The sequence below is a fragment of the Streptomyces carpinensis genome, assembly GCF_002154505.1.
Classification (GTDB): Bacteria; Actinomycetota; Actinomycetes; order Streptomycetales; family Streptomycetaceae; genus Streptomyces; species Streptomyces carpinensis.
In genome coordinates this window covers 52459-72390 of sequence record NZ_MUBM01000096.1, presented here as the reverse complement: position 1 = coordinate 72390, position 19932 = coordinate 52459, and the positions used below count along the sequence as shown (strand labels likewise).

The following is a 19932-nucleotide window of genomic DNA, read 5'->3' as shown; positions in this document are numbered from 1 at the left end:
CCCGTGCCTGCTGTCTGCTGCCTCTGGCTGGACCGGTGCAGGTACCTGTACCGGTAGCTGCGCCTCGCCGAGTTCTTCCCATCGAAGTTATCACCCATTCGTGACTGTCGTCACGAGTGCGCGATAGAGCGTGGGACGAATGTGGACGGTGCGCGACCGGTGTCCATCACATCGTCACGGCTCGTCAATAGCGCGGTAACGACTGGACCCGGCGCGGGAGGCCGGCCGTCCCCCCGGGTAGGCCGACCGTGCCGGGGCCGTCGATCCCGGACGGAGCCCGCCGGAAGCCTCCGGCGACGGCCCCCGTACCATTCCCTCGTCGAAAGCAGGGCAGCCGGATGGTCGTCACCGCAACGCCCTGCACCATGAACGGACACACGGTGCACGAACCCTCAGCCTCGGCCTCCTGGCGCGTTGCGCTGCCGCACACGGCCGCCGCCGTGCCGGTGGCCCGTGCCCTGGTCCGTACGGTGCTGGCCGAGCCGGCCCACCCGGTCACGGCCGACAGCGACACGGCGGAGCTGCTCACGGCGGAACTGGTCGCCAACGCCGTGGAGCACACCGCGGGCACCGGCCCGATAGAGCTGGTGGTGCACCTGCTTCCGACCGGCTGTCACGTCGAGGTGCACGATCCGGACCCGGCGCCGCCCGGCGGCCTGACCCGCCCGGATCCCGTGATGCCCGACCCCTGGCGGGAGGACGGGCGCGGCCTGCTGCTGATCCGCGCCCTCAGCTCCGCCTGCGGGCACCGCCCGACCGAGTCGGGCAAGGCGGTGTGGTTCAGACTGTCTGCGGCTCCGCCTCGGCTGCGTCCGGCGTGACGGCCGTGGAGCCCGCCGCCCGCGCCGCCCCGAGCCGGGAGTTCCGGCGGCCGTAGAGGACGTAGACGACGGCCCCGGCGGCGAGGAAGGCGGCGAACTGGATCCAGGTGGACCAGCCCGTCTCGTACATCAGGTACAGGCAGCAGACGATGCCGAGCAGCGGGACCACGGGGTAGAGCGGCACCCGGAAGCCGCGGGCCAGGCCGGGCTCGCGGCGGCGCAGCGCGATCACGGCGACGTTGACCACGGCCATGGTGGCGAGGGTGCCGATGGTGCACAGGTTGACCACGGCGTCCAGCGACGCGAAGGCCGCGGGCAGCGCGAAGACGATCCCGACGATCAGGGTGCCGGCGACGGGCGTCGAGGTCTTCGGCGAGACCTTCTCGAAGACGCGCGGGACGAGGCCGTCGCGGGACATCGACATGAGGATGCGGGTCTGGCCGTACATCACGGCGAGCACGACGGAGGCGATGGCGACGACCGCGCCGAAGGCGATCACGGCGCCGCCGACCGAGGAGCCGGTCACCACGTTCACGATGTAGCTCAGCGCGGCGGGCCGGCCGCCGACCTGGTCGCCGCCGATGGCCCCGATCGCGGCGAGCGCGACGGCGCAGTACAGCAGGGTGACCAGGCCGATGCAGACGAGGATCGCCAGCGGGATGTCCCGGCGCGGGTTCTTGGCCTCCTCGCCGGCCGTCGTGATCGCGTCGAAGCCGATGTAGGAGAAGAAGGCGGCCGTGGTGCCGGCGCCGATCCCGCCGAGGCCGGCCGGCGAGAACGGGGTGAGGTTGCCGTGCTTGAAGGCGGTGAAACCGATGGCGCAGAACGCCAGCAGGATGGCGAGCTTGAGCACCGCCATCGCGGCGGTCGCCCGGGCGCTCTCGCGCACCCCGCGCACCAGCAGCATGGAGGCCAGGGCGATGACGATCACGGCGGGCAGGTTGACGATCCCGCCGTCGCCGGGGCCCGCGGAGAGCACGGCCGGCAGCTGCCATCCGGTGAGGCTGTGCAGCAGCTCGTTGACGTACTGGCTCCACCCGACCGCGACCGCCGAGACCGACACGCCGTATTCGAGCAGCAGGCACCAGCCGACCAGGAAGGCCGTGGACTCGCCGAGACCCGCGTAGGCGAAGGAGTACGAGGAGCCGGAGACCGGGATCGCGCCGCCCAGCTCGGCGAAGGCGAACGCGGTGAGCACGCAGGTGATCGCGGCCAGCACGAAGGAGACGACGACGGCCGGGCCGGCCTGGGCGACCGAGTCGGACAGACCGACGAAGATGCCGGTGCCGACGATCGCGCCGACGCCGAAGCACACGAGTTGGAACAGTCCCATCGTGCGCCTGAGGCCGTGGCCCGCGCGGTCGGCGCCGGATTCGGCGACGAGGAGGGCCGGGGACTTGATGCGGGGAGCGGGCATGGGGGGTGGTGCTCGTTTCTGGTGATGCGGGGCGACCGGGTGAGGTCGCTCGGCGACCACGGAATGGGTGGTTCCGGGGCCGTCGGTCAGGATACGGGGTCGGGCTCCTCGGCCGGGTTTCCCGGCCTGTCTCCTCGGCCGGGCGCTTCGGCCGGGCTTCGCCTCAGGCGAGGGTGGCGACCATGATCGCCTTGATGGTGTGCAGGCGGTTCTCGGCCTCGTCGAAGACGACGGAGTGGGAGGACTCGAAGACCTCGTCGGTCACCTCCAGGGAGGTGAGGCCGTGCCGCTCGTGGATCTCGCGGCCGACCTTGGTCCCGAGGTCGTGGAACGCCGGCAGGCAGTGCAGGAACCTCACGTCCGGGTTGCCGGTGGCGCGCAGCACGTCCATGGTCACGGCGTACGGGGCGAGGGCCTCGATGCGCTCGTCCCAGACCTCCTTGGGCTCGCCCATGGACACCCAGACGTCGGTGGCGACGAAGTCGGCGCCGCGCACGCCGTCCTCGAGGGACTCGGTGAGGGTGATGCGCGCGCCGCTGGTCTCGGCGAGCTCGCGCGCCCGGTCGACGATCTCCTGGGCGGGCCAGTAGCTCTTGGGCGCCACCAGGCGTACGTCCATGCCGAGCAGGGCGCCGGTGACCAGGTAGGAGTTGCCCATGTTGAAGCGGGCGTCGCCGAGGTAGGCGAAGGCGATCTCCCTCAGGGGCTTGCCGCTGTGCTCGGTCATGGTGAGCACGTCGGCGAGCATCTGGGTGGGGTGCCAGTCGTCGGTGAGCCCGTTGTAGACGGGCACGCCGGCGTGGGCGGCCAGCTCCTCGACGGCGTCCTGGCTGTCGCCCCGGAACTCGATGGCGTCGAACATCCGGCCGAGGACGCGGGCGGTGTCCCTCACGGACTCCTTGTGCCCGATCTGGGAGCCGGAGGGGTCCAGGTAGGTCGTGGAGGCGCCCTGGTCGGCGGCGGCGACCTCGAACGCGCAACGGGTGCGCGTCGAGGTCTTCTCGAAGATCAGGGCGATGTTCTTCCCGGCGAGGTACCGCGGCTCGGTCCCGGCCTTCTTGGCGGCCTTCAGCTCGGCGGCCAGCTCGACCAGGCCGCGGAACTCCTCCTCGGTGAAGTCCAGCTCCTTGAGGAAGTGGCGGCCGGCGAGGGCGGTCGGGACTGTCGCCATGGGGGCGCTCCAACGGGTGAGGGACAGGGTCTGATGGAATTCTATACGACTCCCAGAATTTCTATGCGATCGATCTCCTTTGCGACCCGATCTCTATGCGATCGCGTCCCGCTGCACCGGACAGCTCATGCAGCGCGGGCCGCCCCTGCCCCGCCCCAGCTCGCTGCCCGGGATCTCGATCACCTCGATGCCCTGCTTGCGCAGATGCGTGTTGGTGGTGGAGTTGCGCTCGTAGGCGACGACGACGCCCGGCTCGACGGCCAGCACGTTGCAGCCGTCGTCCCACTGCTCGCGTTCGGCCGCGTGCACGTCCTGGGTGGCGGTCAGGACCCGGACCTCGTTCAGCCCGAGCGCGGCGGCGATCGCGCGGTGCATGTGCTCCGGCGGATGGTCGGTGACCTTCAGTTCCTTGTCCCCCGCGCCCGGCTCGATGGTGTACGAGCGGAGCATGCCGAGCCCGGCGTACTGGGTGAAGGTGTCGCCGTCGACCATGGTCATCACGGTGTCCAGGTGCATGAAGGCGCGCCGCTTGGGCATGTCGAGCGCGACGATCGTACTGGCCGACCCGGCGGCGAACAGCTTGTGCGCGAGCATCTCCACGGCCTGCGGGGTGGTGCGCTCGCTCATGCCGATCAGCACCGCGCCGTTGCCGATGACCAGCACGTCCCCGCCCTCGATGGTGGACGGGTAGTCGGCCTGCCCCTCGGACCACAAGTGGAACCTCTCGCCGCGGAACAGCGGGTGGTAGCGGTAGATCGCCTCGAAGTGCACGGTTTCGCGCTGCCGGGCGGGCCAGCGCATCGCGTTGATGGAGACGCCGTCGTAGATCCAGGCGGAGGTGTCGCGGGTGAAGAGGTGGTTGGGCAGCGGGCCGAGCAGGAAGTCGTCCAGGTCCATCACGTGGAAGCGCACGGAGGTCGGCTCCGCGTACGACTGGAGGAACTCGCGCTTGGTCATGCCGCCGACCAGGGCCTCCGCCAGCTCCGGGGCGGTCAGCGTCTCGAACGCGTCCCGGAGGTGGTCGGCGGCCAGCGGCCCGTACTCCTTCTCGTCGAAGACGCGGTCCAGGACGAGCGACCGGGCCGACGGGATCTCCATCGTCTCGGTCAGCAGGTCCCCGAAGAGGTGCACGGCGACCCCGCGGTCGCGCAGCACGTCGGCGAACCCGTCGTGCTCGGCGCGCGCCCGGCGCACCCACAGCACGTCGTCGAAGAGAAGGGCGTTCTTGTTACTGGGGGTGAGCCTTTTGAGCTCGAGATCGGGCCGGTGGAGGATGACGCGGCGCAGCCGCCCGGCCTCGGAGTCGACATGGAATCCCATGCCTCCATCCTGACCAACAGTGACCGACTTCACCCTCTCCTCGTCCGTTTCCGCGCCTTCTTGTTACGGCCCTCCGTTCTCCTTGTCATGCACCGTTCCTCCACGCGCGAGGCTCCCGGTCACAGCCGTGGGTCCACCGGCTCCGACTCCAGGGCCAGCACCCCGAACACCGCCTCGTGCACCCGCCACAGCGGCTCCCCGTCGGCCAGCCGGTCCAGGGCCTCCAGGCCGAGGGCGTACTCGCGGACCGCCAGGGACCGCTTGTGGTTCAGGAAGCGCTGCCGCAGCCGGGCCAGGTTGTCCGGGCGGGTGTACTCGGGGCCGTAGACGATCCGCAGGTACTCCCGGCCGCGGCACTTGATGCCGGGCTGGACCAGGCGGCCCTCCGCGGTGCGCACCAGGGCGCCCAGCGGTTTGACCACCATGCCCTCGCCGCCGCGCCCGGTCATCTCCAGCCACCAGTCGACGCCGGCCCGCACCGACTCCGGGTCGCCGGTGTCGACGTACAGGCGCCGGGTGGTCCGCAGCAGACCGGTCCCGTCGTGCTCCACCAGGCGGTCGATCAGTGCGAGCTGCCGGTCGTGGGGCAGCGCGGCCAGGCTGCGGCCCTGGACCGCCAGGATCTGGAACGGCGCCAGGCGGACGCCGTCCAGCCCGTCGGTGGTCCAGCAGTAGCGGCGGTAGGCGGCCGTGAAGGCGGCGGCGTCACCGGCCCGCTCGCGCTGGCGGCCCAGCAGGTCGGTGACGTCGACGCCGCGGGCCTCGGCGCCCTCCAGCGCGGCCAGCACGCCCGGGAACGCCGCACCGGAGGCCGCGCCCACCGCCGCGTACTGCGCCCGCAGCAGCCCGGAGGCCTTCAGCGACCACGGCATCAGCTCGGCGTCCAGCAGCATCCAGTCCGTGTCCAGCTCGGACCAGAGTCCGGCGTCGCCGGCCGCCGTGCGCAGACGGTCGAGGATCTGCTCGGTGACCGACGGGTCGTCGAAGAACGGGCGGCCGGTACGGGTGTACAAGGACCCCGTGGGACCGTCCGCGCCGAAACGGCGGCGCGCCGCCTGCGCGTCCCGGCACACCAGGGCCACCGCCCGCGAGCCCATGTGCTTCTCCTCGCACACCACCCGCGCGACCCCGTCCTCCCGGTACTGCGCGAAGGCCTCCTCCGGGTGCTCCAGGAAGTGTTCGTCAGCGGCTCCGCCGCGGGCGCCGGCCTTGGACGTCGCGGTCGGCGCCATGGTGGGCGGCAGGTACGGCAGCAGCCTCGGGTCGATGGCGAAGCGGCTCATGACCTCCAGCGCCGCCGCCGCGTTCTCCTCGCGGACGGAGATCCGGCCCGCGTGGCGGGTCTCGACGATCCGGCGGCCGTGCACGTCGCCGAGGTCCAGCGGCCTCCCGTCCTGTCCGCCGGGCGCCTCGGAGCGCAGCGGCTTGACCGGCTCGTACCAGACCCGCTCGGCCGGTACGTCGACCAGCTCGCGCTCCGGCCAGCGCAGCGCGGTCAGCCTGCCGCCGAAGACGGCTCCCGTGTCCACGCAGATCGTGTTGTTGAGCCAGGTGGCCTGCGGGACCGGGGTGTGGCCGTAGACCACCGCCGCCCGGCCGCGGTAGTCCTCAGCCCACGGGTAGCGCACCGGCAGGCCGAACTCGTCCGTCTCCCCGGTGGTCTCGCCGTAGAGCGCGTGCGAGCGCACCCGGCCGGAGGTGCGGCCGTGGTACTTCTCGGGCAGACCGGCGTGGCAGACGACCAGCCGGCCGCCGTCCAGCACGTAGTGGCTGACCAGGCCGTCGATGAACCCCCGTACCCGGGCCCTGAACTCCTCGCTCTCGCCCGCCATCTGCTCGACGGTCTCCGCCAGGCCGTGGGTGAGCTGGACTCTGCGGCCGCCCAGGTGACGGCCGTACTTGTTCTCGTGGTTGCCCGGCACGCACAGCGCGTGGCCGGACTCCACCATCGACATCACGCGGCGCAGGACGCCGGGGGTGTCGGGGCCGCGGTCCACCAGGTCACCGACGAAGACGGCGGTGCGGCCCTCGGGGTGCTCGCCGTCGACATAGCCCAACTTGCCGAGCAGGGACTCCAGTTCGGCGGAGCAGCCGTGGACGTCACCGATGATGTCGAAGGGGCCGGTGAGGTGGGTGAGGTCGTTGAAGCGCTTCTCGGTGACGACGGTGGCGTTCTCGACGTCCTCGACGCCGCGCAGGACGTGCACCTTGCGGAAGCCCTCGCGCTCCAGGTGCCGTACGGAGCGGCGGAGTTCGCGGATGTGGCGCTGGATGACGCGGCGCGGCATCCCGGCCCGGTCGCCGCGGCCCGCGTTGCGCTCCGCGCACACCTCCTCGGGCACGTCGAGCACGATGGCGATGGGCAGCACGTCGTGGCTGCGCGCCAGGTCGATCAGCTGCCGGCGGGCGTCCTGCCGCACGCTGGTGGCGTCGACGACGGTACGGCGGCCGGCCGCCAGGCGCTTGCCCGCGATGTAGTGCAGCACCTCGAAGGCGTCCCGGGTGGCGCTCTGGTCGTTCTCGTCGTCGCTGACCAGGCCGCGGCAGAAGTCCGAGGAGATGACCTCGGTGGGCTTGAAGTGCCGGCGCGCGAAGGTGGACTTGCCCGAGCCGGAGGCGCCGACGAGGACGACGAGGGAGAGGTCGGTGACGGGCAGCACCCGTCCTGTGGTCTGTGTCTCGGTCATGATGCCTTCGCCTCCTTCTCGGTCCTCGACCCGACCGTGCCCAGCTCGAAGACGGCCATCTGCGTGGGCGGCCCCACCTCGGGGTCGTCCGGTCCGACGGGCACGAACCCGACGCCGTAACCGTGTCGTTCGGCCACCGCGTGCGCCCAGGCGCGGAACTCCTCGCGCGTCCACTCGAAGCGGTGGTCGCCGTGGCGGACGTGTCCGGCCGGGAGGGACTCCCAGCGGACGTTGTACTCGACGTTCGGGGTGGTCACGAGGACCGTGCGCGGGCGGGCCGAACCGAACACCGCGTACTCCAGGGCGGGCAGCCGCGGCAGGTCGAGGTGCTCGATCACCTCGCTGAGCACGGCGGCGTCGTATCCCTTGAGACGGTTGTCGGTGTAGGCCAGCGACCCCTGGAGGAGTTCGACGCGCCCCGCCTGCCGCTCCCCCATGCGGTCCAGCCTCAGCCGCCGGGAGGCGATGGTCAGGGCCCGCATCGACACGTCGACGCCGACGATCTCGGTGAACCGCGCGTCCTTCAGCAGCTCCTGCACCAACTGGCCCTGCCCGCAGCCGAGGTCGAGGACCCGGGCGGCGCCGGACTCCTTCAGCGCGGCGACGATCGCCTCCCGCCGCCGCACGGCGAGCGGCGTCGGCTTCTGCTCCGTCTCGCTCTCCGCCTCGACGGCGTTGTCGATGTCCTCGACCTCGCTGTCGTCCGCCTCCGCGAGCCGCACCAGCTCCAGCCGCTCCATCGCCTGCCGGGTGAGCGACCAGCGGCGCGCCAGGTAGCGGCTGGTGATCAGCTTCTGCTCCGGGTGCCCGGCCAGCCAGCCCTCACCGGCCCGCAGCAGCTTGTCGACCTCGTCGGAGGAGACCCAGTAGTGCTTGCCGTCGTCGAGGACGGGGAGCAGGACGTAGAGGTGGCGCAGCGCCTCGGCGAGGGTCAGCGCGCCGGATTCCAGGACGAGGCCCACGTACCGCGAGTCGCCCCACTCCGGGAACTCGGTGTCCAGCGCCACGGGCTGGGCGGTCACCGTCCAGCCGAGCGGCTCGAAGAGACGCCGTACGAGATCGGGGCCTCCGCGGGCCGGTAGCGCGGGCACCTCGATACGCAGCGGCATCGGCTGCCGGGCGCGCTGCGGCCTGGCGTCGCACACGCCCCGCATCGCGCTGGAGAAGACACTGCTCAGGGCCACCGCGAGCAGCGAGGAGGCCGCGTACGGGCGGTCGTTGACGTACTGGGCGAGCGCCGCGTCGGGTGCGCCGCCCCGGCCCTTGCCCTTGCCCCGCCGGACCAGGGCCACCGGGTCGACCTCCAGCAGCAGCGCCGCCGTGCAGCGCCGGTCGTCCGCCTCGGGGTAGAGGACGTGCGCCGTGCCGTAGGAGGTGGAGAACCCCTGCGCCCTGCCGGGGTGCTTGTGGAGCAGGAAGCCCAGGTCGGTGGCGGGGCGTTCTGGGGTACCGGTGGTGGTGATCGTCAGGAACACGGTGGGCTGCCTCGAAGGGTTTCGGAAGAAGCGAAAGCGCTGGTCGTGCGCTTGTGCGCCTCTCCAACGTACAGAGATCGGCGCGTGGGCACCGGGGATTTTCCGCGCTACCGCTGCTCCCGCTGCCACGGCCTGACGCCGAGCTTCCCGGTGGTTCCGAGGTCGAGGTGGGGCGTCACCGTCACCGGGTCGGCGCCGGCCTTCGCGCGGACCCGGACGTACGGCACGTCGACGGGTGTGCCGGATTCCGTGGTGTTGCGCCACACCAGGCCGGAGACCGCCGTCTCGCCGGGCTTCAGGACGACGGGCCGGGGCGGCTTGTCCCATTCGGTCAGAGTGGTGATGGCACCGCTGCCCCGGAGGATCCTGACGCCCTCGACCGGCTCGCGGTCCTGGTCCAGCAGCTCCAGCTGCGGGTAGCCGCTCACGGTGTAGTCGCGCGTTCCGCAGTTCTCCAGGTGCAGACCCACCACGCGCAGCCCCATGGCGGCGTCGCCCCGGTCGGCCGTGACACGGACCCCGGAGGGCGGGCAGGTACCCGCCGCGGGCGGCGCCTCGTCCGCGGGGACCTTGGTGACCTGGGCGACCTCGACCTGTGTCACCGGGGACGCCCCGGGCGCCGGCACCCCCAGACGGACCGTCCCGCGCACCGTCCTGCCGGGGCCGACGTCGCGCACCGTCTCCCACTTGTTGCTCATGACCTCGCCGGCGCCGGTGGTGAAGTCGAAGAGGACGGTGTACGTCAGCGCCTGCGTGCCGTCGTTGGTCACCTCGTACTCGGCAAAGACGCCCGAGTCGGTGGGCAGGCGGTCGGCGTGGACCGAGTGGCTGCGCGTCGGCGAGGGCGACGGGGACGGGATGGTCACCGCGGTGATCCGGACGCCGTCGGTTCCCGGAGCGTCGACCCGGGTGCGATGCGGCGAAGTGGCCGCGCCGGAACGGGCGTTCGGGGTGCCGGCGTGTTCCGATCCGCACCCCGAGAGGAGCAGGACCGTGGAGAGGACCGGGAGGACGAGGGCGGCGGATCTGCGCATTCGGTCACCTCATCAGGACGCCGGCTCTCCGACTGTGGCGGAAGCCATACTTCCGGTCACAGACCTGTCACAGGGCCGGGCGCCGCCACCGTGGCGGAAATGCCTCCCGGCCCCGGACACCGTCGTCCGGGGCCGGGAGGCATCCCGGCGTCGTACGAGCGTCGCCGTCCTACGACAACTGCGACTGCACCTGAGAGGAGATCAGCTCCAGGTGGTCCAGGTCGGAGAGGTCGAGGATCTGGAGGTAGATCCGCCGGGAGCCGATCTCGGCGTAGCGGCCGATCTTGTCGACGACCTCGGCCGGGGAACCGGCCAGTCCGTTGGCCTTCAGCTCGTCCACCTCGCGGCCGATGGCGGCGGCCCGGCGGGCGACCTCCTGGTCGTCCCGGCCGACGCAGACGACGAGCGCGTTGGAGTAGGTGAGGTCGTCGGCGCGGCGGCCGGCCGCCTGGGCGGCGGCCCGCACCCGGCCGAACTGCTGCTCGCTGTCCTCGATGGAGGCGAACGGGATGTTGAACTCGTCGGCGTACTGGGCGGCGAGCCGCGGGGTGCGGGTCGCGCCGTGCCCGCCGATGAGCACCGGGATCCTCGCCTGCGCGGGCTTGGGCAGCGCGGGCGAGTCGGTGAGCTCGTAGTACTTCCCGCGGAAGTCGAAGGTCTTGCCGACCTCCGTCGCCCACAGGCCGGTGACGATCGCCAGCTGCTCCTCCAGGCGGGCGAACTTGTCCTTCGGGAACGGAATGCCGTACGCCGTGTGCTCCTCGTCGAACCAGCCCGCGCCCAGGCCCAGCTCGACCCGGCCACCGGACATCTGGTCGACCTGAGCGACCTGGATGGCGAGGACACCGGGCAGCCGGAAGGTGGCGGCGGTCATCAGCGTGCCGAGCCGGATGCGCCTGGTCTCGCGGGCGAGTCCGGCCAGGGTGATCCAGGCGTCGGTGGGGCCGGGCAGTCCGTCCACGTCGCCCATGCGCAGGTAGTGGTCCGACCGGAAGAAGGCGTCGAACCCGAGGTCCTCGGTGGCCTTGGCCACGGCGAGCAGCGTGTCGTACGAGGCCCCCTGCTGGGGCTCGGTGAAGATGCGAAGATCCATGCTTCCATCCTGCACGCCGACGGTCACGCCTGCCCCACCGGCACCGGTCGTCCCGGGTCGAGCGGACTCCCGTCAGCCCGCTTCCCGCTCCGGCAGCGCCGCCGCCTCCCGGGCCGCCAGCTTCCGCAGCATCTCGCCGATCCGGTCTCTGGACTCGTCGGCCGCGTCGATCGCCTCCATGCACTGCCAGTAGGTGCGCTCGTCGGCGGCCGAGCTGGCCACGCCGACCAGGGCGATCCCGACCTCGCCGAGCAGGCCGCCCAGGCACACCAACGCCTCGTGGGCGTCGGTGAGTTCGGTGAGCTGGGCCGCCCGCAGGTCCCCGGGGTCGAGATCGGGCGCGTCCAGCACACCACAACCCCGGCCCGCCAGCTCGGTCAGTCCCAGTGCCTCGCCCCGCAGCTCGGGCGGTCCCGAGACCGCGAGGCGGCTGCCTATCGCCTGTGCAAGGGCCTGCGCCTGCCACACCTCGGTCAGGACGACGGGGGCCTCGCCGCTCCCCGCCAGGGCACGCCTGCTCGCCAGGATGAGCCGCACCGCATCCATGCGCTGCCCCCGTCTCTCCCCACGTGCTCGCTTCCACACGTCGGCCCGAACTCCCTTGTCCACTACCCAGAGTGAATCCGGATGAGGCGAAAAGCCAGAGGAAGACGGAAATCTCTGGACAACGAATCGATTTCGACCGAGAGAACAACTGCGGAGAGTGATAGCGGAGGAGTCAATTCCCTCGGTGGGGGTTCGGGTCGGCGGGGGTGCAGGAACGCGCCCTCATCCGCAGCGAGGAGGGGCAGCCGCTGGGGCGGACGGGCCAGGGCAACCGCGGCCCGACTCGTCCCGGCGCTTCGGTCACAGCGGCAGATGGCCGGGCTGTCGGTCACTCGACATGCGCGGCGATGGTCCGCGCGCACTCCATCGCCTCCACATGCGTGGTGTCCACCTCCAGGTCATAGGCCACGCCCTGGTGGACCGATTCCGCCTGCGAGGCAGCCATACCGACGGTCCGGTCGCCTCGTGCGACCTCACGGCCCGCGGCCACCGCAGCGTCACATCTGACGCCGACCCACAGCACCCGCAGTTCGCCCAAGGCCTTCTGCCATCGCTGCTGTGAGTACGCTCCGCCGAGGAAGACCTCATCGACGATGACCCGGGCACCCGCACGGGCCATCGCGGCGATCCCTGCGATCCAGGCCGCTTCCAGCGTTCGGAACTGCGGACCGACGATCACCTCTCCGTCCGGAGCGAACTCGATCCCACCGTCCGACACCTGCATGGACGCCGGCATCGCCTCAACCAGCGTGTCCGTCCCGAGGGCCAGCCACGCATCCGGCAGGACCGCCTGCAGGCACCGAATGATCCCGGACTTACCCGAGCTCGAACCGCCGTTGACAACGATCACCTGAGCCATCACCGCGCCACAGTAGAGGCACCAGGGCAACACTCGAAACGCAATTTCGCGGACCCTGCACCGTCTGCCACGATTCGGCGAACCCATACGGTCACAGCACCGGCCGAGCCGCGGGCTCGGGCCACCCGCCCGGCCGACCCGGGCCCGGCGCCCCGCCCCAGCGCCTTCCGAGCCCGCCGCTACCTCGGATCCCCCGGTGACCGCCCGGGCCCCGGAGGCTCCGGGGCCTCCGGGGACCCCGCGGTGCCGGAGGTGTCCGCCGGGGCCGCTCTCTGCGGCGCCGGGAACCTGCTCTCGTTGCGGTCGATCTTCGCCGCCAGGGCCGTCAGGGGATCGACGCCGAGCACCTCGCACAGTTGCAGCAGATACGCGAGGACGTCCGCCACCTCGTCCCGCACACGGTGGGCGGTCTCCGGGTCGGACATGACCCGCATCGACTCCTCCGGAGTCAACCACTGGAAGATCTCGACCAGTTCGGACGCCTCCACGCTGAGCGCGGCGACCAGGTTCTTCGGGGTGTGGTAGGGCTGCCAGTCGCGCGCGGCGGCGAACTCCGCGAGCCGGCGTTGCAGTCCGGCCAGGTCCACGTCCCCGGGGCCCCGGGACTCCTCGCGTTCCTCATGGTGATCGGTCACCGCACCAGATCTACCACTCGCGCCTCCCCGACCCCACCCGCCCACGTCCCGTCGCTCACCGCACCGGCGAGGCGGATGTGCCCCCGTGCGCACATCCGCGCCGCCAGCCGCAGCAGTTCGTCACGCTGCCCGGGATCCAGCCCCAGCCCGAAGTCGTCGCAGAGCACCGTCAGCGTCTGCAGGGCCGCCGGCACCTCGCCCACCGGGTCGACGTCCAGCACGCCCGGCCCGGTCAGCAGCACCAACGCCAGCGCCGTGTACCGCAGTTCGCCGTCGCCCAGCCGCTCGAACCCGGTGCGCACCCCGTCCCCACGGTCCAGCACCGCCCGCACCCGCCCGTCGCCCACCGCCTCGGCGAGCACATCGGCCACCGGGCCCGCGCATCCGGCGCGCGCCGCCTCCACCAGCAGCCCGTGCCGCCGCCCGCACTCGGTGCGGGTGCGCCACAGGACGGCGGCCAGGTTGTCGCACCCACGCATCAGACGTCCCGCACCGACGGTGGCGGGCCCGCGCATCCGTCCGGGCTGCGGCTCGCACGCGAACACCGACCGCAGGGCGACCACCATCTGCTCGGCGGCGGCGAGCACCTGCCGCTGCCCGTCGGTCTTCCCGGCCACCCGCAACGGCAACAGCGCGGTGCCGAGCCGGTCGTCGGGCAGCGGTGCCCTGGTCACGACCGCCGAGCCGGCCGTGTGCCAGGTGGCCTGGACCGCCGGGCGCCTCGGATCGCGCAGCGCGGTCTCCATCAGGACGCGCCCACCGGCCGTCAACCGCTCCCCCACGATGCGCAGTCCGGGCTCGGCCTGCACGGCCAGGTCCAGTCGCACCGGCCCTTGGGGACCGTCCGCCGTACAGCCGATCCGGAATCCGCGCCGGTGCTGGGCGTCCGGCCGCGCGCGTTCGGGAACGCAGGCGCCGGGATCCGGGAAGACCTCGTCGAGCGCGGCACCGCCACCGAGCCGAGCGAGCGCCTCGTACGCCCTGAGCGCACTGGTCTTGCCGCAGCCGCTGGGCCCGGCGAAGAGGGTGAGCGGCCCGAGCGGGAAGCGGGCGCCACGGTGCCCGGCGAAGGCGGACAGCCGCAGCTCGGTCACACACGGCCGCTCCGGCCGGGACGGGGACGTACCCGACGCAGACGTATGCGACACAGACGTATGCGAGGGCGTGGAAGAGGAGGACGCAGAGGCTGAAGGCGCCGAGAGGGAGGACGTGGAGACCGAGGACGCAGGACCGGAAGACGGAGACGAAGACGAGACCGGAGAGCCGGAAGCCGGGTACGTGGACGTGGGCGCGGACGGAGACACGGCGGACGCCGAAAACACGGGCATGCCCGGACGGTACGGCCCGGACGCGCGGGCGAACCGTTCCGCCCGGTCGGCCTTCCTACGATCGGGGGACGGCCACCGCGCGGCTCTCCTCACCGGTGCACCGCACCGCCCGCCGCCCGCCGTCCCGGCTCACGCCCTGGGAACCGCCGCCCCTTCCATCAACCCGCTCACCTCGGTGCCGGGCGGCGTGAGCAGGAACACGTTCCGGTCGACCCGGTGCATCCCGCTCCCCAGGCCGAAGACGACGCCGGTGCTGAAGTCCAGCACCCGCTTGGCGACCTCGGTCTCGGCACCGGTGAGGTCCAGGAGCACCGGGACACCCGCCATCAGCGTCTCGGCGACATCACGGGCGTCCGCGAACACGTTCACCCTGAGCACGACGAACCGGCGCCGTGCCTCGGTCGCCGCTTCCGGGAGCGCACGGTGGCTCACGGCGGAGGGCCAGGCGTCGCGGCCCCGCAACGGCACGACCTGGGCGAGTCCCTCCCACTGTTCATCGGTGACGTCGTGGCCGTTCACCGGCTCCCCCTGACCTGACTCGCACTGAACGCCTGCATCAGTCAATTCTTACGCCATGTCACCTGTTCGGCCCAACACCGACACGGTACGCGACGAGGCGACGGCCCTCGACGTCGACGTCGGGGCGGCTGAACACGAGGCAGCCGTGGCGCGGCGGTCATGGTCCGCCGCGCCACGGGTGCGGATCGGTGTGAGGCCTCCCGGGGTGTCAGCTCGCCGTGCAGGTGACCGTGGGCCAGGTCCAGCTGCCGTTGCTCTGGATGGTCGCGCCCCAGTTGTTGCCGTTCCCGTTGGGCTTCGCCACCAGCGTCTGCGCGTCGGGATAGCTCGCGGTCACGTTCCAGGTCGACATCACCTTCTCCGGCGCCGGAACCTTCATCGTCACCGTCCAGTTACTGGAACCGCTGACCGAGACGTTCAGGTTGTACCGGTCGCTCCACTGCTGGCCCGCCGAGAGGGTCGCGGTGCAGCCACCGCCACCGCCGGTGGAGCCGCCCCCGCCGGAGCCCGAGTCGCCCACCGTGATGTTGGAGTTGCCGCTGCTCTGGTAGCCCTCGGTCGCGAGGACCATGTAGTTGAAGGAGCCCAGGTTCATGCCGTGACCGGCCCAGGCGTCGAAGTGGTTGCCGGTGGTGATGGTGCCGCCCGTCCGCTTGCTCTGCCGGACGCTCCAGTACTGGTTGAAGGTCTTGGTGCCCTCGATGGAGGGGGCGTTGACGCGGGTGGTCTCGTAGATGTCGTACGTGCCGCCGTCACTGGTGACCGTGCCCTTGTACGTCCCCGTGGGCCGGTAGGTGCCCCAGTTGTCGACGACGTAGTACTCGACGAGCGGGTTGGTCGTCCACCCGTAGAGGGACAGGTACGCGTTGCCGGACGGGTTGAAGCTGCCCGAGTAGGTGACGGCCTTGCGGCCGCCGGTGCTCCAGCCCTTGCCGGCGACGAAGTTGCCGACGTTGCTCCATGAGGTGCTGTAGTTGCCGCCGGACCCCAGCGTCATCGAGGACGAGCCGCCGCCGTCGGTCCAGAACGAGTAGTAGTAGCCGTTGTTTGTGCCGGTCTGGTTCGTGGTGATGACCGTGGCGGCACTGGCGGTGCCGGAGGTCATCATCGCCGCGACGGCGACCAGCGCGACGGCCCAGGCACTCCTGACGAGCAGTCTGAGAAGGCCGCCTCTGCGGTCCTTCGGGTGGGCAAGCGCGTTCATGTGCGTGCTCCCTCCTCGTGAGGTGACGTCGACCGAGTGTTGACCTGCCCCTGACAACTGTCAACGGTTTCGGTAATTATTTCGAAAGCTTCGCGAAGCTCTTGGGGCGGCTGGAGAACTATTTCCCCAGGTGAATGACCTTTCCGTCAACCCTGATTCAGGGCAGGCAACCGAAGCCGGTCGATTCTTGATCAAATCAAGCGCTCAGAATATCGAAAGATTCGGTCAATCCTCCGACGCTCTTCGACGGGCTTCCATGCCCCTGAAGTCGCCGAAGTCGTCGCCGGTGTGGGCGTGCCGCCGACGGCGGTCTTCCGGCCCCGCGCGGCCGGCGCCTAGCAGAGCTCGCCGGTACGCGGGTCATCCGATCGGCTGACCCGGCCGTCAGCCGTCCCGGTCCCCGGTACGAGCCGGAACGCCGACGGGAGGGCGGTGGATTCGACGGGAGGCTGGAGACACGGCGCGACAAGCGCACGTCGACGCGACACGACAGGGAGTTGCCCGCAATGCAGCACAAGGCCAGGAAGTTCTCCACGCGCGCCAAGGTCGTCACCTCCGCCGCGGCCCTGGCGGCGGTCGGGGCCGGGGTGATCGGCGCGGTGTCCGCCTCCGCCGACACCGTGGCCGAGACCCCGGCCGCCGCTCCGGCCGCCGCCGTGGCAGCGGTGAAGGGCAAGGCCACGACCACCACCGACCACCTCACGATCGAGGCCGCCAACGATGCCGCGCAGGCCGCGCTGAAGGCCGCCCGGAAGGAGGGCCAGCGGGTGAGCGTCGCGGTGGTGGACCGCAACGGCAACACGATCGTCACCCTGCGCGGAGACGGCGCCGGCCCGCAGGCCTACGAGTCCGCGATCAAGAAGGCGTACACCGCCGTCGCCTGGAACGCCCCCACCTCCCAGCTGACCAAGCGCCTGGAGTCCGCACCGACCCTGAAGGACATCCCGGGCACCCTGTTCCTGGCGGGCGGCGCCCCGGTCGCGTACGACAACGCCCCGATCGCGGGCGTCGGCGTCGCGGGCGCGCCCTCCGGCGACCTGGACGAGAAGTTCGCCCAGGCCGGCGTCGCGGCCCTCGGCACCGGCCGCTGACACCGCACCGGCCCCCCGAGTGAGCGCCATCCTGACCGGGCGGACCGAGTGAGCGTCATCCTGACGGGGCGGACCGCTTCGGCACCGGCGGCGTGCGGGCCTCCCCCGTCCGCACCCCGCCGGCCGTTCCTGCTGCCCGTTGTCACCTTGTGGAGGAGTTACGTCGTGACCAGGAGAGCACCTTCCCCGGCCGACCACGCCCTGTTGGACGCCGCACACCGCGGCGACGTCGACGCGGTGCACGCGGCCCTGTCCGACGGCGCGGACCTGGAGGCGCGCGACCCCGACGGCCGTACGCCTCTGCTGCGCGCCGCCCTCGCCGACCGGGTCGAGGCGGCCCGGGCCCTCGTCGCCGCGGGCGCGGACGTGAACGCACAGGATGCCCGGGAGGACAGCCCGTGGCTGGTCACCGGGGTCACCGGCAGCGTGGCGATGATGCGCGTGCTGCTGCCCGGCGGTCCGGACCTGACGCTGACCAACCGGTTCGGCGGGGTGTCGGTGATCCCGGCGAGCGAGCGCGGCCATGTGAGTTACGTACGGGCCGTGCTGGCGGAGACCGGCATCGACGTCGACCACGTCAACCGGCTGGGCTGGACGGCCCTGCTGGAGGCGGTGATCCTCGGCGACGGCGGACGTACCCACCAGGAGGTGGTGGAGACCCTGCTCGCTGCGGGTGCCGACCCACTGCTGCCGGACACCGACGGCGTCACGGCCCGAACCCACGCCGAACGCCGCGGCTTCACAGGGATCGCGACGATGCTGCGCGCCGCCGAGGCCAGGACGGCGGCCGAGGGCGAAGAGGGCGGGCGGTGACGAACCGACTCACCACGACGCCCCCTCCACCACGCTGACGGGCACCCTCGCAGCACTGAGGCCGCCGCGGCGAACCGAAGCAGCCGGGGCCCCGCGTTCAGCCCGGCGGTCTCCGGGCGGCGTCATGACGGCCGCGTCAGGCGCCGCCCTCCGATCTCCCCCTGGTGGCGCGCAGAGCCCTACCGGGTCGCTTCTGTCGCCATGACCGTCGTGAACGGCAGCACGAGTCGGGAGGGGTGTGCGGCGTCGCGGTAGATCTTGTGGGTCACGGGGCGGCCCACCGGCAGGTGGAAGGCGTCCGGCGGCAGCAGGGCGTTGTGCTCGTCGGCCGGCGGCTCGTCGTTGGACAGTTCCGCCACCAGGCGGTGACCGGGGCGGAACGTGGCCGCGAAGGGGTAGAGGCGCAGCACGTACTCCTCGATCTTCCCGGGCTCCACGGGCACGGCGCGGGTGTGCGGGTGGTACGGGTCGCCCTCGGTGGTGCGCTCCTCGTCCAGCTCTCGGTGGGAGGCCTTGAGGTAGCCGGTGGTGATCAGCTGTCGGCCGCCGCCTGGAGCCTGGTCCCACAGGCGCAGGATGAAGTTGGTGTCCTCCTGGTCGATCTCCGCGAACAGGTGCGCGGCACCGGTGCCGATCAGTTCCGTGTTCTCCTCGAACGGCTCGGTCGACCAGCTCAGCGTCTCCACCTTGTCGGTGACGGTGAGCGGCGCCTGGTAGAAACCGTCCGGGGCGGCGTACTGCGCGCCCATGAGCTCGGGTTCGAAGGACAGCTTGCGCCGCGGACGCAGGTACAGGGACCTGTGCCCCACGTCCTTCGGCGGCCACTGACCACCGGTCACCTGCTCACGGGTGCCCTCGACGAAGACCGTGACGGCAGGCTCGTCCATCACCCCGTTGTCGATGCCCTTGATCCAGTAGTCGTACCACCGGAACATCTTGTCGTGCTCTTCGATGAAGGGGCGCGACTGCATGGGCGGGTAGGGGCCGATGTCCAGCTTCTTGGGGCCCTTGAGCCTGTTGAAGAGCTCGATCGTGCCGTCCATCGTCCAGCCGCGGCCCTGGTCGATCTGCAGCCAGACCGGGATGTCGATGTTCGGGGCCAGCGTGACGGGGTTGCGCTCCTCGTACCACTCGCCGTCGACCTCGTTCATCACGATGTCGAACCAGGCCTCGTGGTTCTTCGGGTAGTTCAGCACGTGGACCAGGTTCGGCCAGGCGGCCACGTCCGGGTCCCGCAGGCGCTCGGCGACCTTCTCCCTGATCTCCTCGGGGGAATGGGTCTCGAGCATGCGGGACTTGACCCTGTCGGTGAACGCCCAGCCGGAGTCGCCGCCGCGGCCCTCGCGGGCGGCGCGCGGCATGAACCACATGACGCCGCCGTGGTAGGTGGTCTCGTAGAAGTCGTAGTGACCGCCGCTGACGAAGACGGCCTTGAGACTCGGCGGCCGCTCGGCCGCTGCCAGCACCTGCATCGAGCCGAAGTAGGAGATGCCGATCATGCCGACCTTCCCGTCGCACCACGGCTGCGCCGCGACCCACTCGATGAAGTCGTACGCGTCCTGGCCGAGCGAGACACCACCGGCGTTGTAGTTTCCGATGTGCTCGCCCTCGGAGGCACCGGAGCCGCGCAGGTCGCCGATGACATGGACGTAGCCCTCCCTGACGCCGCGCGCGATGTCGCCCGCCTCGATGCAGCCGTCCCACATCGGGCTGGGGCGGCGCTGCGGCGGTGTCGTGAGCGCGAGGGCCTGCAGCTCCTTGCCGTACGGGCTCAGGGCGACCAGTGCGGGCCGCGGCGTGTCGTCCGTGCCGCTGTAGGCGTCGGCTGCCAGCGTGACACCGTCCCGCATCGGCACCCGCAGGTCCTTGCGGACGGAGATCGTCTGTTCACCCGCCTGAAGCGTCTTGATGTCGGTCAT

The 19932-nt window shown here is 71.4% G+C and carries 17 protein-coding genes; 3 read left to right on the top strand and 14 right to left on the bottom strand.

From position 1 onward, the window contains the following. Nucleotides 1-365: 365 nt before the first annotated feature. Nucleotides 366-821, top strand: a complete 456-nt coding sequence (locus BZY54_RS14685) for an ATP-binding protein (protein ID WP_208640654.1) — start codon at nucleotides 366-368, stop codon at nucleotides 819-821. On the opposite strand, the gene BZY54_RS14680 is transcribed toward BZY54_RS14685, so the two are convergent. From BZY54_RS14680 to BZY54_RS14620, 13 genes are all read right to left on the bottom strand, one after another. Beyond that, on the bottom strand, nucleotides 781-2238 hold the full coding sequence (locus tag BZY54_RS14680; protein ID WP_086725621.1) for an amino acid permease: 1458 nt from the start codon (nucleotides 2236-2238) through the stop codon (nucleotides 781-783). The genes BZY54_RS14685 and BZY54_RS14680 overlap by 41 nt on opposite strands. Before the next feature lie 163 nt (nucleotides 2239-2401). Then, nucleotides 2402-3409 (bottom strand): ornithine carbamoyltransferase, encoded by a 1008-nt coding sequence (gene argF / locus BZY54_RS14675; protein ID WP_086725620.1) that lies wholly within the window; start codon nucleotides 3407-3409, stop codon nucleotides 2402-2404. A gap of 93 nt (nucleotides 3410-3502) precedes the next feature. After that, a complete protein-coding gene (locus BZY54_RS14670) occupies nucleotides 3503-4729 on the bottom strand; it encodes an arginine deiminase (RefSeq protein ID WP_086725619.1) in 1227 nt (408 codons plus the stop codon). A gap of 119 nt (nucleotides 4730-4848) precedes the next feature. Next, entirely contained in the window at nucleotides 4849-7416 is a 2568-nt protein-coding gene (locus tag BZY54_RS14665; RefSeq protein WP_086725618.1) for a polynucleotide kinase-phosphatase, read from the bottom strand. Further along, complete coding sequence (locus tag BZY54_RS14660) at nucleotides 7413-8891, bottom strand: 3' terminal RNA ribose 2'-O-methyltransferase Hen1 (protein WP_086725617.1); 1479 nt, start codon at nucleotides 8889-8891, stop codon at nucleotides 7413-7415. The genes BZY54_RS14665 and BZY54_RS14660 overlap by 4 nt, the downstream gene beginning before the upstream one ends. Before the next feature lie 107 nt (nucleotides 8892-8998). Further along, nucleotides 8999-9925 carry a DUF4232 domain-containing protein gene (locus tag BZY54_RS14655; protein WP_086725616.1) on the bottom strand — a complete coding sequence of 309 codons (927 nt, stop codon included), beginning with the start codon at nucleotides 9923-9925 and terminating at the stop codon, nucleotides 8999-9001. 169 nt (nucleotides 9926-10094) lie between these two features. Beyond that, entirely contained in the window at nucleotides 10095-11018 is a 924-nt protein-coding gene (locus BZY54_RS14650; protein ID WP_086725615.1) for an LLM class F420-dependent oxidoreductase, read from the bottom strand. Between the two features lie 72 nt (nucleotides 11019-11090). Then, entirely contained in the window at nucleotides 11091-11564 is a 474-nt protein-coding gene (locus BZY54_RS14645; RefSeq protein ID WP_086725614.1) for a DUF6099 family protein, read from the bottom strand. 328 nt (nucleotides 11565-11892) lie between these two features. Next, the gene (cpt, locus tag BZY54_RS14640) at nucleotides 11893-12423 is read right to left on the bottom strand and encodes a chloramphenicol phosphotransferase CPT (protein WP_086725650.1); all 531 of its coding nucleotides are present in this window, start codon (nucleotides 12421-12423) and stop codon (nucleotides 11893-11895) included. A 179-nt stretch (nucleotides 12424-12602) separates the two neighbouring features. Next, a complete protein-coding gene (locus BZY54_RS14635; RefSeq protein WP_086725613.1) occupies nucleotides 12603-13058 on the bottom strand; it encodes a nucleotide pyrophosphohydrolase in 456 nt (151 codons plus the stop codon). Next, the gene (locus tag BZY54_RS14630) at nucleotides 13055-14386 is read right to left on the bottom strand and encodes an AAA family ATPase (protein ID WP_244217169.1); all 1332 of its coding nucleotides are present in this window, start codon (nucleotides 14384-14386) and stop codon (nucleotides 13055-13057) included. The genes BZY54_RS14635 and BZY54_RS14630 overlap by 4 nt, the downstream gene beginning before the upstream one ends. Before the next feature lie 129 nt (nucleotides 14387-14515). Further along, nucleotides 14516-14905 carry a cell division protein SepF gene (locus BZY54_RS14625; protein WP_208640653.1) on the bottom strand — a complete coding sequence of 130 codons (390 nt, stop codon included), beginning with the start codon at nucleotides 14903-14905 and terminating at the stop codon, nucleotides 14516-14518. Nucleotides 14906-15113: 208 nt separating this feature from the next. Continuing rightward, nucleotides 15114-16109 carry a glycoside hydrolase family 11 protein gene (locus BZY54_RS14620; protein ID WP_086725610.1) on the bottom strand — a complete coding sequence of 332 codons (996 nt, stop codon included), beginning with the start codon at nucleotides 16107-16109 and terminating at the stop codon, nucleotides 15114-15116. Between the two features lie 506 nt (nucleotides 16110-16615). On the opposite strand from BZY54_RS14620, the gene BZY54_RS14615 reads away from it, so the two are divergent. Next, on the top strand, nucleotides 16616-17200 hold the full coding sequence (locus BZY54_RS14615) for a GlcG/HbpS family heme-binding protein (RefSeq protein ID WP_086725609.1): 585 nt from the start codon (nucleotides 16616-16618) through the stop codon (nucleotides 17198-17200). Between the two features lie 165 nt (nucleotides 17201-17365). Further along, nucleotides 17366-18013 (top strand): ankyrin repeat domain-containing protein, encoded by a 648-nt coding sequence (locus BZY54_RS14610; RefSeq protein ID WP_086725608.1) that lies wholly within the window; start codon nucleotides 17366-17368, stop codon nucleotides 18011-18013. 179 nt (nucleotides 18014-18192) lie between these two features. On the opposite strand, the gene BZY54_RS14605 is transcribed toward BZY54_RS14610, so the two are convergent. Continuing rightward, on the bottom strand, nucleotides 18193-19932 hold the full coding sequence (locus tag BZY54_RS14605) for a CocE/NonD family hydrolase (protein WP_086725607.1): 1740 nt from the start codon (nucleotides 19930-19932) through the stop codon (nucleotides 18193-18195).

Bases quoted from the DNA above. Each gene is read 5' to 3' on its own strand.
- BZY54_RS14685 (WP_208640654.1), top strand. From the start codon at position 366: ATGAACGGACACACGGTGCACGAACCCTCAGCCTCGGCCTCCTGGCGC.
- BZY54_RS14680 (WP_086725621.1), bottom strand. From the start codon at position 2,238: ATGCCCGCTCCCCGCATCAAGTCCCCGGCCCTCCTCGTCGCCGAATCC.
- argF (WP_086725620.1), bottom strand. From the start codon at position 3,409: ATGGCGACAGTCCCGACCGCCCTCGCCGGCCGCCACTTCCTCAAGGAG.
- BZY54_RS14670 (WP_086725619.1), bottom strand. From the start codon at position 4,729: ATGGGATTCCATGTCGACTCCGAGGCCGGGCGGCTGCGCCGCGTCATC.
- BZY54_RS14665 (WP_086725618.1), bottom strand. From the start codon at position 7,416: ATGACCGAGACACAGACCACAGGACGGGTGCTGCCCGTCACCGACCTC.
- BZY54_RS14655 (WP_086725616.1), bottom strand. From the start codon at position 9,925: ATGCGCAGATCCGCCGCCCTCGTCCTCCCGGTCCTCTCCACGGTCCTG.
- BZY54_RS14650 (WP_086725615.1), bottom strand. From the start codon at position 11,018: ATGGATCTTCGCATCTTCACCGAGCCCCAGCAGGGGGCCTCGTACGAC.
- BZY54_RS14645 (WP_086725614.1), bottom strand. From the start codon at position 11,564: ATGGATGCGGTGCGGCTCATCCTGGCGAGCAGGCGTGCCCTGGCGGGG.
- cpt (WP_086725650.1), bottom strand. From the start codon at position 12,423: ATGGCTCAGGTGATCGTTGTCAACGGCGGTTCGAGCTCGGGTAAGTCC.
- BZY54_RS14630 (WP_244217169.1), bottom strand. From the start codon at position 14,386: ATGCCCGTGTTTTCGGCGTCCGCCGTGTCTCCGTCCGCGCCCACGTCC.
- BZY54_RS14620 (WP_086725610.1), bottom strand. From the start codon at position 16,109: ATGAACGCGCTTGCCCACCCGAAGGACCGCAGAGGCGGCCTTCTCAGA.
- BZY54_RS14615 (WP_086725609.1), top strand. From the start codon at position 16,616: ATGCAGCACAAGGCCAGGAAGTTCTCCACGCGCGCCAAGGTCGTCACC.
- BZY54_RS14605 (WP_086725607.1), bottom strand. From the start codon at position 19,932: ATGACCGACATCAAGACGCTTCAGGCGGGTGAACAGACGATCTCCGTC.